The 14,826-nt window shown below is 30.9% G+C and carries 20 protein-coding genes; all 20 read right to left on the bottom strand.

Annotation, left to right across the window (positions count from 1 at the left end):
* Nucleotides 1–115 precede the first annotated feature (115 nt).
* On the bottom strand, nucleotides 116–520 hold the full coding sequence (gene ybeY / locus ACOTU8_RS06845) for an rRNA maturation RNase YbeY (RefSeq protein WP_422342287.1): 405 nt from the start codon (nucleotides 518–520) through the stop codon (nucleotides 116–118).
* Nucleotides 517–1,131: a recombination protein RecO gene (gene recO / locus ACOTU8_RS06850; RefSeq protein ID WP_002868757.1), complete on the bottom strand. Its 615-nt coding sequence runs from the start codon at nucleotides 1,129–1,131 to the stop codon at nucleotides 517–519. The genes ybeY and recO overlap by 4 nt, the downstream gene beginning before the upstream one ends.
* Nucleotides 1,131–1,652 carry a cysteine hydrolase family protein gene (locus ACOTU8_RS06855; protein WP_422342288.1) on the bottom strand — a complete coding sequence of 174 codons (522 nt, stop codon included), beginning with the start codon at nucleotides 1,650–1,652 and terminating at the stop codon, nucleotides 1,131–1,133. The genes recO and ACOTU8_RS06855 overlap by 1 nt, the downstream gene beginning before the upstream one ends.
* Before the next feature lie 4 nt (nucleotides 1,653–1,656).
* Nucleotides 1,657–2,412: a tRNA 2-thiocytidine biosynthesis TtcA family protein gene (locus tag ACOTU8_RS06860; protein ID WP_422342289.1), complete on the bottom strand. Its 756-nt coding sequence runs from the start codon at nucleotides 2,410–2,412 to the stop codon at nucleotides 1,657–1,659.
* Nucleotides 2,409–3,098, bottom strand: a complete 690-nt coding sequence (pfs, locus tag ACOTU8_RS06865) for an aminodeoxyfutalosine nucleosidase (protein ID WP_422342290.1) — start codon at nucleotides 3,096–3,098, stop codon at nucleotides 2,409–2,411. The genes ACOTU8_RS06860 and pfs overlap by 4 nt, the downstream gene beginning before the upstream one ends.
* Nucleotides 3,095–3,967 (bottom strand): ACP S-malonyltransferase, encoded by an 873-nt coding sequence (gene fabD, locus ACOTU8_RS06870; RefSeq protein ID WP_422342291.1) that lies wholly within the window; start codon nucleotides 3,965–3,967, stop codon nucleotides 3,095–3,097. The genes pfs and fabD overlap by 4 nt, the downstream gene beginning before the upstream one ends.
* Nucleotides 3,968–4,014: 47 nt before the next feature.
* On the bottom strand, nucleotides 4,015–4,578 hold the full coding sequence (gene slyD / locus ACOTU8_RS06875) for an FKBP-type peptidyl-prolyl cis-trans isomerase (protein ID WP_070240486.1): 564 nt from the start codon (nucleotides 4,576–4,578) through the stop codon (nucleotides 4,015–4,017).
* Between the two features lie 15 nt (nucleotides 4,579–4,593).
* Nucleotides 4,594–5,541: a tetratricopeptide repeat protein gene (locus ACOTU8_RS06880; RefSeq protein WP_422342292.1), complete on the bottom strand. Its 948-nt coding sequence runs from the start codon at nucleotides 5,539–5,541 to the stop codon at nucleotides 4,594–4,596.
* A gap of 3 nt (nucleotides 5,542–5,544) precedes the next feature.
* Nucleotides 5,545–6,042, bottom strand: a complete 498-nt coding sequence (pal, locus tag ACOTU8_RS06885; protein ID WP_002851617.1) for a peptidoglycan-associated lipoprotein Pal — start codon at nucleotides 6,040–6,042, stop codon at nucleotides 5,545–5,547.
* 76 nt (nucleotides 6,043–6,118) lie between these two features.
* Entirely contained in the window at nucleotides 6,119–7,327 is a 1,209-nt protein-coding gene (tolB, locus tag ACOTU8_RS06890) for a Tol-Pal system protein TolB (protein ID WP_422342293.1), read from the bottom strand.
* Nucleotides 7,328–7,336: 9 nt separating this feature from the next.
* On the bottom strand, nucleotides 7,337–8,116 hold the full coding sequence (locus ACOTU8_RS06895; protein ID WP_422342294.1) for a TonB C-terminal domain-containing protein: 780 nt from the start codon (nucleotides 8,114–8,116) through the stop codon (nucleotides 7,337–7,339).
* 2 nt (nucleotides 8,117–8,118) lie between these two features.
* A complete protein-coding gene (locus ACOTU8_RS06900) occupies nucleotides 8,119–8,508 on the bottom strand; it encodes an ExbD/TolR family protein (RefSeq protein WP_002866730.1) in 390 nt (129 codons plus the stop codon).
* A gap of 8 nt (nucleotides 8,509–8,516) precedes the next feature.
* Nucleotides 8,517–9,071, bottom strand: a complete 555-nt coding sequence (locus ACOTU8_RS06905) for a MotA/TolQ/ExbB proton channel family protein (RefSeq protein WP_422342295.1) — start codon at nucleotides 9,069–9,071, stop codon at nucleotides 8,517–8,519.
* Complete coding sequence (gene atpC / locus ACOTU8_RS06910) at nucleotides 9,071–9,460, bottom strand: ATP synthase F1 subunit epsilon (RefSeq protein WP_422342296.1); 390 nt, start codon at nucleotides 9,458–9,460, stop codon at nucleotides 9,071–9,073. The genes ACOTU8_RS06905 and atpC overlap by 1 nt, the downstream gene beginning before the upstream one ends.
* Nucleotides 9,461–9,463: 3 nt before the next feature.
* The gene (gene atpD / locus ACOTU8_RS06915; RefSeq protein ID WP_002860940.1) at nucleotides 9,464–10,861 is read right to left on the bottom strand and encodes a F0F1 ATP synthase subunit beta; all 1,398 of its coding nucleotides are present in this window, start codon (nucleotides 10,859–10,861) and stop codon (nucleotides 9,464–9,466) included.
* A gap of 24 nt (nucleotides 10,862–10,885) precedes the next feature.
* Nucleotides 10,886–11,770 (bottom strand): ATP synthase F1 subunit gamma, encoded by an 885-nt coding sequence (gene atpG, locus ACOTU8_RS06920; protein WP_422342297.1) that lies wholly within the window; start codon nucleotides 11,768–11,770, stop codon nucleotides 10,886–10,888.
* An 8-nt stretch (nucleotides 11,771–11,778) separates the two neighbouring features.
* Entirely contained in the window at nucleotides 11,779–13,284 is a 1,506-nt protein-coding gene (gene atpA, locus ACOTU8_RS06925; RefSeq protein ID WP_422342298.1) for a F0F1 ATP synthase subunit alpha, read from the bottom strand.
* A 13-nt stretch (nucleotides 13,285–13,297) separates the two neighbouring features.
* Nucleotides 13,298–13,819 carry a F0F1 ATP synthase subunit delta gene (gene atpH / locus ACOTU8_RS06930; protein WP_422342299.1) on the bottom strand — a complete coding sequence of 174 codons (522 nt, stop codon included), beginning with the start codon at nucleotides 13,817–13,819 and terminating at the stop codon, nucleotides 13,298–13,300.
* Nucleotides 13,820–13,821: 2 nt separating this feature from the next.
* On the bottom strand, nucleotides 13,822–14,334 hold the full coding sequence (atpF, locus tag ACOTU8_RS06935; protein WP_422342300.1) for a F0F1 ATP synthase subunit B: 513 nt from the start codon (nucleotides 14,332–14,334) through the stop codon (nucleotides 13,822–13,824).
* A gap of 10 nt (nucleotides 14,335–14,344) precedes the next feature.
* Entirely contained in the window at nucleotides 14,345–14,770 is a 426-nt protein-coding gene (locus ACOTU8_RS06940) for a FoF1 ATP synthase subunit B' (protein ID WP_422342301.1), read from the bottom strand.
* Nucleotides 14,771–14,826 lie beyond the last annotated feature (56 nt).

Raw genomic sequence — 14,826 nt, forward strand, 5'->3', positions numbered from 1 at the left:
GAGTTATCATTGATGCTAAAGATACTCATATTAATTCCTTGATTTAGATTTTTTTGCCTTCAACCTAAATATATTAAATAATATAAGCAAGATCTGTTCCTGTTTTGGAGTAGAGTTATTCCAAAGTCCTTACAATCAAACTTTTAGGCAAATTAAAATGCTCTATAAGTTCTTTCTCTTTTTCTCTCATTTCTCCATTATCATTTTCATGATCAAAGCCTAGTAAATGAAGCATAGCGTGGATAAAAAGCAAGCTTATTTCTTCTTCATAGCTATGCCCTAACTCTTTAGCCTTTTCTTTTGCCAAATCCACATTGATCACAACAGAACCCAAAGGCAAACTCTCATCGATATTTTCAAGCGGAAAAGAAAGTACATCAGTGGTTTTATCTTGTTTTCTTTGCTCTAAATTAATTTCTTGCATTTCTTTACTATCCACAAAGACAAGCTCCACATCTTTAGGACTTAAAAAACTTGCTATAGATTCCAAAAAATCACATTTTTCATCACTTAATATCATAAACCTTCCTTGATCAAATGGTATAAATTTTCTATTTCTTCATCATCAAAAATCGCACAATTTTTACTGCTATAAAATTGTTTTAGCTTTTTCTCTTCAAACTCAAATCCTAAAGCACATTGAGAATGCGAAGGTAAAAAAGCCCTTAGTAGTGTAATAGAATTTTGGATTTTCTCATCACAGGCAAAACAAAAAAAATCCTTATGCAATCTTCCTTCAAATTCCAAAATTTTTAAATAAGCATCAACAATAACACGCTTTGGATTTTGTTTTTCAAACCTTTTCACACACTCATCAAGTAAATCAAAATAAAAACTATCAAGCTCTTCCACATCTTTTAAGTGTCTATATAAAAGACGGATAAATTCTTGCCAAATAAGCATTTTATCCCTTTGCATAATCCATAAAAATCCCAAATGCAATACATCTTTAAGTCTTGGTAAAAAACTAGGATTTTCTTCTAAAGCAAAATCGATTTTATAACCGCTTAAAATACTAGAATGTCTAAGTCCATAAAAACGATAAACCTTAATAAGCATTTTAGGACTTAAAATATAAACGATCAAATCCTCATCTTTAACTTTTTGAGTATGAAGTATAAAGCCTTGCATTAAACAATTTCAATACCATAAGCCCTAAGTATATCAAAAGCGGATTTTTCTAAATTTTCATCAAAACTTGCACTTAAATTTTGGTGTAAAATTATCCTTGCATTAGGCTTAGCACCAAAAGCTAAAATGATATTACAAAACACACAAATATGAGAAACAAGTCCTGCAAAATGAAGTTCTTCATAATCACTTTTTTGTATGAAATTAGCTAATTCTAAGCTACCAAAAGTATTTTTATAAAAAATTTTATAAGCTTTTTGTAAAAAAGGTTCAAATTCCTTTGGCATTTGCCAACCTAAACTCTCTTTAATACAATGTTTTATAGGTAAATTTAAACCTTCTTTGCTTTGTAGATAATGTTCATCGTGCGTATCATAGGTTAAAAGTAAATGTGTGTTATTAAAATCAATTTGATTTAAGGCTTTAAAAATATTTTCTTTGATTTTTAAAGCCTTATCAAAACCCAAACTTCCATCAATAAAATCATTTTGATAATCCACTAAAACAAAAGCTTTTTTCATGCTTTTATGCCTTTTGAAGCCAAAAACTCTCCGTGTGTAAATTGGCAAAAGCAGTTTTTAAACTTGTAAAAAGCTTAGAATGATCTTTTTCTAAATTTGCTAAAAGCTGTTTAGCTTCTTCTCTAGCGTGTGGAAATTTTACATTTTTTTCGCTAAGTTTCATACCAGGACAAAATTCATTTCCTATCACACTAAGTTCATTTTGCGTAGCATTATCCCTAAGCTGTCTTTCACGCACAAAAATCAAAGGGCGTATTACAGTTACACCACGTTTGCTTTGATAAATAGGCGCTAAGGTTCTTAAAGCTCCATTATGAATAAAATTCATAAAAAAGCTTTCTGCTGCATCATCTAAATGATGAGCTATAGCAAGCTTGTTAAAACCTTTTTCAAGGGCGTAAGTATATAAAGCCCCGCGACGCATTCTCGAAAAATAACTACAAAAACTTGAATTTTCTCTTATGGTATCGCCTGAAACTTCATAAATATTTGAATCAAGTACACTATGTTTAATGCCATGTTCTTCACAATGTGCATGAAGATGAGAATAATCCTCGCCCATGCCATAACTCAAAGTCACCGCTTCAAGTTCAAATTTAAAAGGAGCGTGAGCTTGCATACGTTTTAAAAGATGGGCTAAAGCTAAAGAATCTTTCCCGCCACTAAGCCCTAAAAGAACCCTATCTCCATCTTTAATAAGCCCAAATTTAGCATTAGCTTGTGCAACTTGGCGTATGAGTTTTTTACTAAGATTTATCATAATTTCTCGCACATTTTAAGTACAAAATTAGCTGAAATTTTAGCTGAATTGATCACAAACTCATCAAAATCAAATTCAGCCTTTTCCCCTGCTTTATCACTCATAGCTCTTAAGATAAAACAAGGCACCTTTAAAGCATCACAAACCAAAGCCACACTTGCGCCCTCCATTTCACAAGCATCAGCATTGAAAATTTCTCTAATTTTTGCTTTTTTTGCTTCATCGCAGATAAACTCATCACCCGTTGCAATAATACCTGCACGAAGTTTGATATTTAATTCCTTAGCAACTTCTAAAGCAAGATTGTTTAATTTCTCATCTGTTTTGATAAAAATTTCATTACCTGGAACAAAGCCCAAAAGATGCCCAAAAGCGGTAATATCAAGATCATATTGGACTAATTTTGTTGCATAAAGCAAATCGCCAATTTCAAGCTCAGGATTAAAAGCACCTGCAACTCCTGTAAAAAGTAAAACCTCTGCACCAAATTTTTCTATCATCACACTAGCACTAAGAGTAGAATTTACCTTACCGATTTTAGAATACGCTAAAACAAGTTCATGGTTTTTATACTTTGCGAAATAATAAGTATTGTTAGCGTGTTCTATTTTCGTATAATCTTTAAGTGTTTCAAGTAAAGGAGTGATTTCTTCACTCATGGCTCCTAAAATTGCTATTTTCATCATACAACCTTTAAAAATTCATCAATATCATTCATATTTGTTAAAGCATAAGTTTCTTTTGAAGTGATTTTTTTATTCAAACCCTTAAGTACACTTGCGCCAAATTCTATGAAATAATCTACTTCATTTTCACATGCCTTAATGCTTTGTTTATAAAGCACAGGAGAGATAAGTTGTGCTTTTAAAAGCTCAAGTGCTTCTTCTTTGCTTGTATAAATTTTAGCATTTGCATTAGAAATTACGGCTTTAAAATTTGGTTTTAACACCTTTTCAAGCTCCACACAAAGCTTAGCTGAAGCATTTTCCAAAAGAGGACAATGACTTGCTACACTCATATTTAAAAGCATAGCTCTTTTAGCTCCTGCTTCTTTAAATACACTTTCATAACTTGCTAAATCAGGTTTTAAACCTGCTACAACGATTTGCCCTTCGCAGTTATAGTTTGCAGCAAAAATTTGCTTGTTTTCTTTTTGTGCTTTTTGGCAAAGCTCTTCAACTTTTTCATCATCAAGTCCTAAAACAACCATCATGCCTGCTTCAACTTTTGCACAATCTTCTTGCATAAAAAGCCCTCTTTTATTGACTAAAGAAAGAGCCTCTAAAAAATCAAAAGCACCATTTACAGCTAAAGCTGAAAATTCTCCTAAAGAATGTCCTAGAGCAAATTTCGAACTTAAATCAGGTTTTTTTTCAAGTAAAACACTATAAGCCATTAAGGAATTTAAAACGATGGCGGGTTGGGTAAATTCACTTTGATTAAGTTTTTCGTTTTCTTCAAAAAGCAAATGTTTAAAATCAATCTTACAAAAATCACTTGCGTTTTGAAGGAGTTCTTTGGCTTTTATAGAGTTTTCATAAAAATCTTTTCCCATGCCAAGACTTTGCGAGCCTTGACCTGGAAATATAAACGCAGTATTCATTAATGACAACCGCAACCACCGCCGCCACAGCAACCGCCGCCACCGTGTCCGTGATGATGATCGTGTCCATGTCCGCTTCCACAACCACAACTATGACTTCCTGCGATAATACCTGTAAGAATTTCATCTTCACTCGCAGCTCTAGCATCTACGATATTTAAAGAAAAAAGTAAATCGCGACCCGCATAAGGATGATTATAATCAATTGTCACATCATTTTCACCGATTTCCTTTACAGTTACACGAACGGTTTCGCCATTTTCACCTTCGCCAAAAAGTTCCATGCCTACTTTTAAATCAATACCTGCAAATTGCTCTTTTGGTAAAGTTTGAACTGCATTTTCATCATATTCGCCTAAACCTTTTTCTTTTTTAATTACCACATCGGCATTGCTAGGGCAATCAAGCTTCATCACTTCTTCTTCTAAGCTTTCTAAAATCTGACCTTTGCCTAAAATAAAAGAAATAGGTTGAGAATATAAATTTGATTCTAAAACTTCATTTGTATTTGCATCTTTTAACTCATAAAACATTGAAACTACACTATTTTTTTCTATAGCCATTTCTATCTCCTTAATTTATTTTCTATTAGGTGAAGCTTTTGCTTCGGGTGAATTTGGATAATTAGTTTTTAAAGCTTTGTAAAAACCATTTGCTGTTTTTGTATCACCTGTTTTATCCAATGAAATGGCAGTATGATATAAAAGTTTTGGGAAATAATCTCCTTTTGTGCTCAAAGAAGAACTTTTTTTATAATAAACAATAGCATTGTTATAATTTTTTTGTTTATACTCGATCTCCCCTAACCAAAAATTTGCTCTTGCAGGTTTATACTGCTTTGTTATGAGAAAATTTAATTTTGCTTTGGAATCTTCAAAAGCATTTTTATCAACATCTTTTATCGCTAATTCTAAAATTTCATTATTTTTTTTCTTTTTCCAAGATTCATCAATTTGTTTTGCTTTACCATCTTGAGTGTTTTGAGTATTATTGTTTTCAATGGTACTATTTGAATCTGTAGTTGAAACAACAACACTAGATGTAATAGTTCTAACGCTTAAATTTGCATCATTTAATTCGTTTTTAGAAACATAATTTGCATTAATAGCATCTACTAAAGAACTAAGTTCGGTTAAAACTTTTTTTACTTGCTTATTATTAGCTTCTTGAATTTTTCTACTTTCCTCAACATAAGCTTTTAATTTTTGAATTTCACTAGTAAAATTATTTTCAATATTTTGATTACTCTCTTCAACTTGACTTAATCTAGAATTTGATTTAGCATATTGAGAATTTATACCTTCTAAAGTGCTTTGTAAACCCTCGATTCTTTCATTAATTTCATTAATTCTAGCATTTGTTTGTATATTTTCATTACTTAAACTATCTAGCTTTTCTTTAAATAATTTTTCATTTGAAGTTAAACCATAAGAAGAATTACTTGTTATATCTCCTGCACCAAAAGCTGAGCTTTCTGCATAAAGTAAAGTAGCTCCAAGAAGAGCTACTATAAATATTTTTTTCATTAATTATCTTGATAATTTAAATTCAGCACGTCTATTTTGCGCATCGCAAGCTTTAGTTTTTTCAGTGCACACAGGATTTGTTTCTCCATAGCTTTTAACAGCAATTCTATCAGCATTTACACCTTTAGCGATTAAAGCTTCTTTTACAGCTTTTGCTCTTTTTAAACCTAGAGCTTGGTTATATTCATCGGTTCCCCACTCATCGCAGTTTCCTTCAACAGTAATACTTACACCGCTTACTTCAGTGTTAAAGATATTAGCATTTGTGCTTACAACATTTTGCATATCAGGACGAATGTTGAATTTATCAAAATCAAAATATACTTTATTTAAAGTATCATTAAGTTGAGAAATTTTTGAATCAATATCCCAACCATCACTTCCACCTGAACCACGATTTGAATCAACACTGCTATCACCGCTTACACTAGTGCTTTTTGTACTACAACCACTAATAACAACCGCAAGAGCTGCAATTGAAGTAAAAAGAATTTTTTTCATTTATGACCTTTCAAAGTTAATAAATTCTTATTATTATATCTAATTTTTAATTAATTTTAACCTAAAATTGAAATTTTTACCAATCAATTGATTGAATTTTTCCAACCCTAAGAGGAAAATAAAAAGTCTTATTTGCATTTACACGAATAACACCCAAAGCACTTTGCGCACCTAAATATTTGATAAATACTATACTTCCACCATCACTAGAAAATCTTGGAAATAAATTTTTTCCATTTGCTGTAAGCTGACGAATATAATCACTATTAATTGACATCAAATAAATATTAAAAACACCTACTTGATTTGGTTCACGACTTGAATAAACCAAAAAATCTTTATAAGTCGAAACAGCCGAATTGTTTCTACCATGAAAAACAACTTGTTCAACACTGTTACTATTTAAATCTTGCATAAAAATATTAGGATATCCTAAACGATCGCTTACAAATACCACTTTACTATCATCTGAGCCAATAAAATTTCCATTAACATCAATACCAGAATAATTAGTTAATTGTGTTAGATTTTTGGTATTTAAGTCATATAAATAAATATCAGGCTGATCTTTTGGAGCCATGGTAACAAGTAGTTTACTTCCATCTACACTCACATCACTTGCTACAACCATACCGCCACTTGATAAAATTTTACTAGCTTTATTGGTATTTAAATCATAACGGTATAAAGTTGGCTTATCATGATCATAAGCTGTATAATAAAATAGAGTTTGTTCTTTATTTCCCCATTTTGGAAATAAATTAAGCCCACCATCAACAATAACCTTTTGATAAGTTAAAGTATAATCAGCCATAATAATTTGACTTTTTTTAGAGCTAGAATTTCTTGCAATCAAAATTTTATGATCCATCCAATCAACAGGTGCAAGTCCTAACGCATTTACAGAAGCTTTAACGCTTTTATGTGCCAAAAATGGATATTGTTCCAAACCATTTAAAGTATAAGTTTGCTCTGACTTATCAGAACCACCAGCTTTTATTTTTACATTTAAACTCAATGTGTTACCATTTTTATTTAAAGCGTATTCAAAAGTATAATTACTTGTCTCAGTTGCATTAGCAACAACTTCAAAGTTTGAACTTACTTTCAAATCGTTCACAATAATATTATAAAAGCTTTTCTTTAAATTCTCATCACTTAAATTTGAATTGTCTTTAACGATAATCTTTGGTAAAACTACACCAGAATTAACAACATCAATCACTGGATCTTCTGCCCAAAGACTTCCTAAAAAGACTAAAAAAATTGCTAAAATTTTTTTCATTTTTTTCTCCTAATCATTTTTTACTTTTGCTTCATCTCTTAAATTCATGGTAATGCTTATATTTTTATTTTGCGGAGGATAAGTGATAAATTTACCTTTTTGACTTTCTAAAAATTCAGCCACTTTAGCATCATATAAAGGATTCCCACTTTTTTCAACTGAAGTATAGCCAAATTTTCCATTTTCATCAATAAAAATTTTTACCTTAACAGAAATTTTTTCACTATTTGGATAATACTGAATCCATCTTTGAGTGATAATACGCACAACTTTCCCTAAAAATTCATCATAAATTCCAATCTTTTGTGCCTTTGTGCTTTCGCCTTGCGTTGAATTTTCTTCTTGAAACAAACTATCATTAAGTTGTTTTACAAGTTCGGAAGCTTGAGGTTTTGGGGCACTAGAAATTCCTGATTTAGCACTTGATTGAATTTTTGTAGTCTTTTCTTCTTGTATTTCTTTGATATTTCCAAAAAGCTCATTAAAATTGCTTGCCTTTTGGTCAATATCTTCAGTTTTAACTGTTTTATTTGTAGTCTGAGCAAAAAGCTTTTCTATATCAATTTGCTCTGTTGGTTTTTGTATTTCTTTAGGAGTGTTGCTTTGAGTAATAACTTGTTTTGATGGTTCAGCAAGTTCAATATCCACAAAACTATCTTTTATATCGGTATATTGTATAGCAGGTTCAATCTCGCTTACAAGTCTAAAAAAAACAAGAATTACTATACTAATATATATTACTAAAGCAAGTAAAAACGAATTTAAATTACTCAAACCATAATTTTTCATGATTATTCAGTCTGTAAAGCAACTTTATTAAATCCTAAATTTTTTACACTTCTTAAGACTGAAATAACATCGTCATATTTTAAGCTTTTATCAGCGCGTATAAAAACCGGATCTTCGGTATTAAATTGTGCTTTTCTTTGAGCAAGATTGTCAGCAAAACTTATAAAATCGTATTTTTCTTGATTTAAAAAAATTTCTTTTTTTGCATTAATGCTAATAATTAAACTCTTAACAGTTGGAGCACTAGTATTTTTTTGACTACCTTGTGGAAGATTAATTTTTTCTTCATAAGTAATGCTTGGAGCTGTTACCATTAAAATCGCAAGCAATACAAGCATAATATCTACTAAAGGTGTGATATTAAGCTCAGGTTTTTCATCATCAAATGGCATTTTTAACCTTATTTACTCGAACTTATAACTTTAATCTCGCTATCAATAATGCTTAAAAGTTCGAAAACTTTTCTTTTAATGATGAGATGAAATGTATAAGCAGGAATTGCTACTAAAATACCGCAACCTGTAGCAACTAAAGCCTCGCTGATTTTAGGAGCTATGATACTTAAAGAATTTTGAGTTCCAAGCCCACCAAAAGTTTCAAGTATAGAAATAACTGTTCCAAAAAGTCCTATAAAAGGCGAAGTTGAAGCAATAATACTAAGCCAAGTAAGTCCAGTAGAAGCGCGGCGACTTGCTAAATTTTTATAGATTTCTAAATGATTTGAAGTTGTATCATTGCATTTTCTTAAAATCGAATCAGTACGACTTAAATCTTTTTCACCCAAGAGCAAAGTTTCTAAACTTTCTTTTTCCTTATTTCTCCATGTAGCCAAATAAGTCAATCTAGCAAACAAAATACTAAATGCTAAAATAAAATATAAAGAAAGCCATAATAAAACTATATAAGTAATAATACTTGAACTATTGAAAAAATGAAATATAGCTTCAAAATTCATTAATGCATCCTTGCATCATCAAGTTTTGAAAAAGTTGCTGCTAAAGCTGCATTATCAGAACTCATAGATTTAATCAAATCTTTTGCTTGAGCAAGATTTTTTTCAATCTCACTTTCATCACTTCCACAAATCCAAACCGCACCCTTTGCTAACACGCAAATCTTATCTTCATCTACCTTTGCATGTCCAGCATCAATAGCAATTAATTCATGATTTAAATCAGCCTTTTCAATATCAATTACTCCAGATTTTAAAGAAGAAACCAAAGCAGCATGTCCTTTAAGCACGCCAAATTCTCCTTCACTACCTGGTAAAGTAACAGATTTTACTTCTCCTTGATAAATTACACCCAAAGGTGTAACTATCTCGAAATTAATCAAATCGTTCATAAACTAACCTTTTAATTTATCCGCTTTTGCGATAGCTTCATCGATATTGCCAACCATATAGAAAGCATTTTCTGGTAAATGATCATATTTACCTTCTAAAATTCCTTTAAATCCTGCTATTGTATCTTCAAGGCTTATATATTTTCCTGGGCTACCTGTGAAAACTTCTGCAACGAAAAATGGTTGTGATAAGAATTTTTCAATCTTTCTTGCTCTTTCAACTACAAGTTTATCCTCTTCGCTAAGCTCATCCATACCTAAAATGGCAATGATATCTTGTAAATCTTTGTATTTTTGAAGCACTGATTGAACACCACGAGCAACTTTATAATGTTCTTCTCCAATGATATTTGGATCAAGCATTCTTGAAGTTGAATCAAGTGGGTCAACTGCAGGATAAATACCTTTTTCAGCAATAGCTCTATTTAAAACTGTTGTAGCATCTAAGTGAGCAAAAACAGTTGCTGGAGCTGGATCGGTTAAGTCATCAGCTGGAACATAAACAGCTTGAACTGAAGTGATTGAGCCTTTTTTAGTTGAAGTAATTCTTTCTTGGAATTTACCCATTTCACTTGCTAGGGTTGGCTGATAACCAACAGCTGATGGAATTCTTCCTAAAAGTGCTGACATTTCAGAACCTGATTGTGAAAATCTAAAGATATTATCAATAAACATAAGTACATCAAGACCCATTTCATCTCTAAAATACTCAGCCATTGTTAAACCTGTTAAAGCAATACGATTTCTTGCTCCTGGCGGTTCATTCATTTGTCCATAACATAGAGCAACTTTGTCTAAAACATTACTTTCTTTCATCTCATTATAAAGATCATTCCCTTCACGAGTTCTCTCACCTACACCTGCAAATACAGAATAGCCGCTATGCTTAAATGCAACATTATGAATAAGCTCCATAATAATAACAGTTTTACCTACACCTGCACCACCAAAAAGACCTACCTTACCACCTTTTGCATAAGGAGCAAGTAAATCTACAACTTTAATCCCTGTTTCAAAAATCTCACTTTTTGTGCTTTGATCTTCAAAAGCTGGTGGATCTCTATGAATTGCCCATTTTTTATCAAAAGGAATTTCTTCACCTTCATCAATTAAATCACCTGTAACATTAAAAATTCTTCCTAAAACTTTCTCACCGACAGGAACACTAATAGGAGCACCTAAAGCTTCAGCCTTTAATCCTCTTACTAAACCATCAGTCATATCCATAGCAATAGTTCTAACTCTATTATCTCCTAAATGAGCTGCTACTTCTAAAACAAGTTTATGTTTTTTTCCTTCGCTTTCAAAATTTACAACAATTGCTTCATTAATTTGAGGTAAATAGTCGTTAAAATCTACATCAACAACCGGACCTAATACCTGTGAAATAAATCCTTGCATTATTTATCTTCTCCTTAAAATTTACTATTTCATCGATTCAACACCACTGATAATTTCTATAAGCTCAGTGGTAATGGATTCTTGTCTTGCTTTATTATAAATTAAATTTAGTTGTTTCACTCTTGCCTTTGCGTTATTAGTTGCATTATCCATAGCTTGCATTCTTGCGCTATGCTCTGCCGCCAAAGAATCGATTAACGCATAATACATATTATACTCAAAATATGTTTTCATTAAATCTTCTAGAAGCTCAGTTCCTTCCGGTTCAAGCTCTAAAAGAGAATTATGAGTCTGTTCAATACTCTTTGGCTCAACTGGAATAAGATGATTAATTTTAAGTTCTTGAGTAATCATATTTTTATAACCATTATGAACTAAAATCACTTCATCTGTATTTCCATTTAAAAAATCATCTACAGCAGCATGAATTACTTCACATGCTTTCTCATAATCAGGACTAGAGCTAAGATGGAAATATTTCTCTAACAATTCTATTTTTTGAAAATTAAAATATTCAATCCCAGTTTTACCTATAGCTCTAAGACGAATATTAATATTTTTTACTTCATATTCTTTTAGCATTTCACTTACTGTTTTTAAAGTCTTAATATTAAAACCACCGCATAAGCCTTTATCTGCAGTGATAAATATTAAATCTACGGTTTTAATTTGTTCTTTTTTATGAAACAAAGATAAACGCACATCATCTTCATTGTGAACAATTTTATTGATCTGAAATGAAATTTCACTCAAAATTTCATCGATTTTTTGCGCATAAATTTTTGATCTTTTAGCTGCCTCTTCTGCTTTTTTTAACTTAGCAGTAGAAACTAGCTTCATAGCATTTGTAGTCTTTTGAGTGTTATGAACACTTTTAATTTTTCTTTTAATTTCTTTTAAATTAGACATAAAAGACCTTATAAATGATTTGCTTTAAACTCATTAATGGCTTTAGCTAGTTTTTCTTCCAAGTCAGAATCTAAAGCTTTTTTAGAGCGAATTTGCTCAAAAATATCTGGATGTTTTGCCTCAATAAAAGGATAAATTCCATCTTCAAATTCTTTAATTCTAGAAACAGCAATATCATCTAAGAAACCTTTGGTTCCTGCAAAAATTAAAACTACTTGTTTTTCAACACTAAGCGGAGAATAAGGTGGTTGTTTTAAGAGTTCAACCATTCTTTGTCCACGTTCAAGTTGTTTTCTACTTGCCTCATCTAAATCACTAGCAAATTGTGCAAAAGCTTGAAGCTCTCTATATTGAGCAAGGTCAAGTCTTAATGTGCCTGAAACTTGTTTTGTAGCTTTAATTTGAGCAGCCCCACCCACACGAGATACCGATAAACCAACGTTAATTGCAGGACGAATTCCTGAGTTAAATAAATCAGTTTCTAAGAAAATTTGCCCATCGGTAATTGAAATAACATTAGTTGGAATATAAGCAGAAACATCTCCTGCTTGTGTTTCTATTATCGGTAGTGCTGTCAAAGAACCAGCACCTAATTCATCATTTAGCTTGCTTGCTCTTTCAAGCAATCTTGAATGAAGATAAAAAACATCGCCTGGATAAGCTTCACGACCTGGGGGACGACATAAAATCAAAGACATTTCGCGATAAGCTACAGCATGCTTACTCAAATCATCATAAACAATTAAAGCATGTTTTGCATTGTCTCTAAAAAATTCACCCATGGTTACACCAGTATATGGAGCTAAGTATTGTAAAGCCGCAGGATCTGAAGCACCAGCATTTACAACAATAGTATATTCCATAGCACCATGTTCTTCTAGTCTTTTAACCACTTGTGCCACTGTACTTTGCTTTTGACCAATTGCAACATATATACAGATAACTCCTTGACCTCTTTGAGATATAATAGTATCAACAGCAACAGTAGTTTTACCTGTTTGTCTATCACCTATGATAAGCTCTCTTTGACCACGACCAATTGGCACAAGCGCATCAATAGCTTTAATTCCTGTATGCAAAGGCTCATGAACACTTTTTCTAGCCATAATACCTTTTGCTTTTTCTTCAACAAAACGATATTCATTAGCATTGATTGCACCCTTAGCATCAATTGGTTCACCTAAAGCATTTACAACACGACCGATTAAACCCTCACCTACTGGAACTTTAAGTAATTTCTTAAGTCTTCTTACAGAAGCACCTTCTTTTAAACCTTCTCCTTTTCCAAGTATAACAATACTTACACTTGCTTCTTCAAGGTTTAAGGCCATTCCTTTATCACCATTTTCAAATTCTACCATTTCTCCAGCCATAATATTCTTAAGTCCATATACCTTAGCAACACCATCAGCTACAGAAATAATCTTTCCTGTTTCTTCAATTTCAAGATTTAAATCAAAATTTTCAATTCTTTCTTTGATTATTGAACTGATCTCATCAGCTTTAAATTTCATTTACTTTTTCTCCTTAGATAATTTTCAATATATATTCATTTAGCTTATTTTGAAGAGCTTTCATAGAAAAAGAAAGTTCATAACCTAATTCTTCCAATTCTATTTTAATGCTATCATCTTGGCTGATTTTATTATTTAATTTAATATTTGCATTAAACTTTTTATTAAGTTTTATTTCAAGATTTTTAAGACTTTCTTGACTTAAATTCTCTTTAGAATAAACGATTCCAACAAAAATATTTTCTTTAAAAGCTTTTTGTCTTTCAAGTTCTTTAACTATTTGAGGAATGCATTCTAATCTTGAATTTTCAATCAAAAGTCTTAAAAAATTTTGAAAACTAAAATTTTTAATATCAAAAAAAGAATCAAGAAATTCCATTTTTCTTTCTTTTTTAATCTCATTAGATTCTATGATATTTTTAAATTTTGGCAAAACAAAAGCAGAATTTAAAATACACAAATTCTGATAAAAATCATTTATATCGGATCTTGAAGCTATCGCTTTTGCATATCTTCTTGCAATTATATTTTCCATATTTAAGATACCTTCTTCATCATAAGTTCTATTATTTCACTCTGTTTTAATGTCATATTTGGATCAGAAAAAATTTCATTTAAAGTATTTAATACCAATTCTTTTTCCATTTTTCTAAATTCATAATCTTTCTGCTCCTCAAAATGTTTTTGAAGTAAATCTAACTCATCTTGAGTCTCTTTTTTAATATTTTGAACTAAAATTTCAGCTTCTTTTTTTGCTGTAACTAAAGCGGCAGCAGCATTTGCTTTAGCTTCTTCAAGTTTTTTCATCGTATCTAATTTCTTAGCTTTACTTTCTAAAAGTTTTTTTTGAATTTCATCAAGTTTTGAAGAAATTTTTACAATACGGTTTTTGTAAAAATTCTTAAATGGAGTTGCAACAAAATAATACAATATAGCCACAAAAATTAGAAAATTAATAGTCCTTGGAATAATATCATATTCTCCACTACCATTTGATGCACCAAAAGCATACAAAGGTAGCAAAAATATAATAAAGAATAACTTACTCATTTCTCTCCTCTTAAATTTTCTTTATGTTATTTTGCAAAGCTTGCTTAAGCTCAGGTAAATGTATGTTTAAATGCTCTTGCAACTCTTTTTTTTGAATAGATAAATCTGCATAAAAGCTGGCCATTTTTCTTTCTAATTCTTCTTTCTTGCTCCTAAGAATTTGCTCTGCCTCTTCTTTAGCAGCAACTATAGCACTTTGTTTAATCTTTTGAATTTCTTCTCTAGTGTTAACATGAATAGATTCCAATTCATCATTCACATCTAAAACTTCTTGAGAATTTTCTTTTACTTTATTCTCATCATTTTTTATAGAATCATTTCTTTCATCCATAAATTTTAAAAGCGGCTTATACAGCATACTATTTAAAATAACTATCATAGCTAAAAAAATAGCCATAGTAGCAAGCATTATGGAAGGATGTATATCTTCAAACATAATTCTCCTTAGGCTTAGAATTTTCGAAGGACTATTTTACCATAAAAAAGTTAAGA

Origin of the sequence: Campylobacter jejuni (assembly GCF_049221745.1) — a bacterium.
Taxonomy (GTDB): Bacteria; Campylobacterota; Campylobacteria; order Campylobacterales; family Campylobacteraceae; genus Campylobacter_D; species Campylobacter_D jejuni_E.

Excerpts from the sequence above, each read along its gene's own strand:
- ybeY (WP_422342287.1), bottom strand. The coding sequence starts at position 520 with ATGATATTAAGTGATGAAAAATGTGATTTTTTGGAATCTATAGCAAGT.
- ACOTU8_RS06860 (WP_422342289.1), bottom strand. The coding sequence starts at position 2,412 with ATGATAAATCTTAGTAAAAAACTCATACGCCAAGTTGCACAAGCTAAT.
- ACOTU8_RS06855 (WP_422342288.1), bottom strand. The coding sequence starts at position 1,652 with ATGAAAAAAGCTTTTGTTTTAGTGGATTATCAAAATGATTTTATTGAT.
- ACOTU8_RS06940 (WP_422342301.1), bottom strand. The coding sequence starts at position 14,770 with ATGTTTGAAGATATACATCCTTCCATAATGCTTGCTACTATGGCTATT.
- tolB (WP_422342293.1), bottom strand. The coding sequence starts at position 7,327 with ATGAAAAAAATTTTAGCAATTTTTTTAGTCTTTTTAGGAAGTCTTTGG.
- atpH (WP_422342299.1), bottom strand. The coding sequence starts at position 13,819 with ATGGAAAATATAATTGCAAGAAGATATGCAAAAGCGATAGCTTCAAGA.
- pfs (WP_422342290.1), bottom strand. The coding sequence starts at position 3,098 with ATGATGAAAATAGCAATTTTAGGAGCCATGAGTGAAGAAATCACTCCT.
- atpA (WP_422342298.1), bottom strand. The coding sequence starts at position 13,284 with ATGAAATTTAAAGCTGATGAGATCAGTTCAATAATCAAAGAAAGAATT.
- ACOTU8_RS06880 (WP_422342292.1), bottom strand. The coding sequence starts at position 5,541 with ATGAAAAAAATATTTATAGTAGCTCTTCTTGGAGCTACTTTACTTTAT.
- recO (WP_002868757.1), bottom strand. The coding sequence starts at position 1,131 with ATGCAAGGCTTTATACTTCATACTCAAAAAGTTAAAGATGAGGATTTG.
- ACOTU8_RS06900 (WP_002866730.1), bottom strand. The coding sequence starts at position 8,508 with ATGCCATTTGATGATGAAAAACCTGAGCTTAATATCACACCTTTAGTA.
- atpC (WP_422342296.1), bottom strand. The coding sequence starts at position 9,460 with ATGAACGATTTGATTAATTTCGAGATAGTTACACCTTTGGGTGTAATT.
- atpD (WP_002860940.1), bottom strand. The coding sequence starts at position 10,861 with ATGCAAGGATTTATTTCACAGGTATTAGGTCCGGTTGTTGATGTAGAT.
- fabD (WP_422342291.1), bottom strand. The coding sequence starts at position 3,967 with ATGGGAAAAGATTTTTATGAAAACTCTATAAAAGCCAAAGAACTCCTT.
- slyD (WP_070240486.1), bottom strand. The coding sequence starts at position 4,578 with ATGGCTATAGAAAAAAATAGTGTAGTTTCAATGTTTTATGAGTTAAAA.
- ACOTU8_RS06895 (WP_422342294.1), bottom strand. The coding sequence starts at position 8,116 with ATGAAAAATTATGGTTTGAGTAATTTAAATTCGTTTTTACTTGCTTTA.
- atpG (WP_422342297.1), bottom strand. The coding sequence starts at position 11,770 with ATGTCTAATTTAAAAGAAATTAAAAGAAAAATTAAAAGTGTTCATAAC.
- ACOTU8_RS06905 (WP_422342295.1), bottom strand. The coding sequence starts at position 9,071 with ATGAATTTTGAAGCTATATTTCATTTTTTCAATAGTTCAAGTATTATT.
- pal (WP_002851617.1), bottom strand. The coding sequence starts at position 6,042 with ATGAAAAAAATTCTTTTTACTTCAATTGCAGCTCTTGCGGTTGTTATT.
- atpF (WP_422342300.1), bottom strand. The coding sequence starts at position 14,334 with ATGAGTAAGTTATTCTTTATTATATTTTTGCTACCTTTGTATGCTTTT.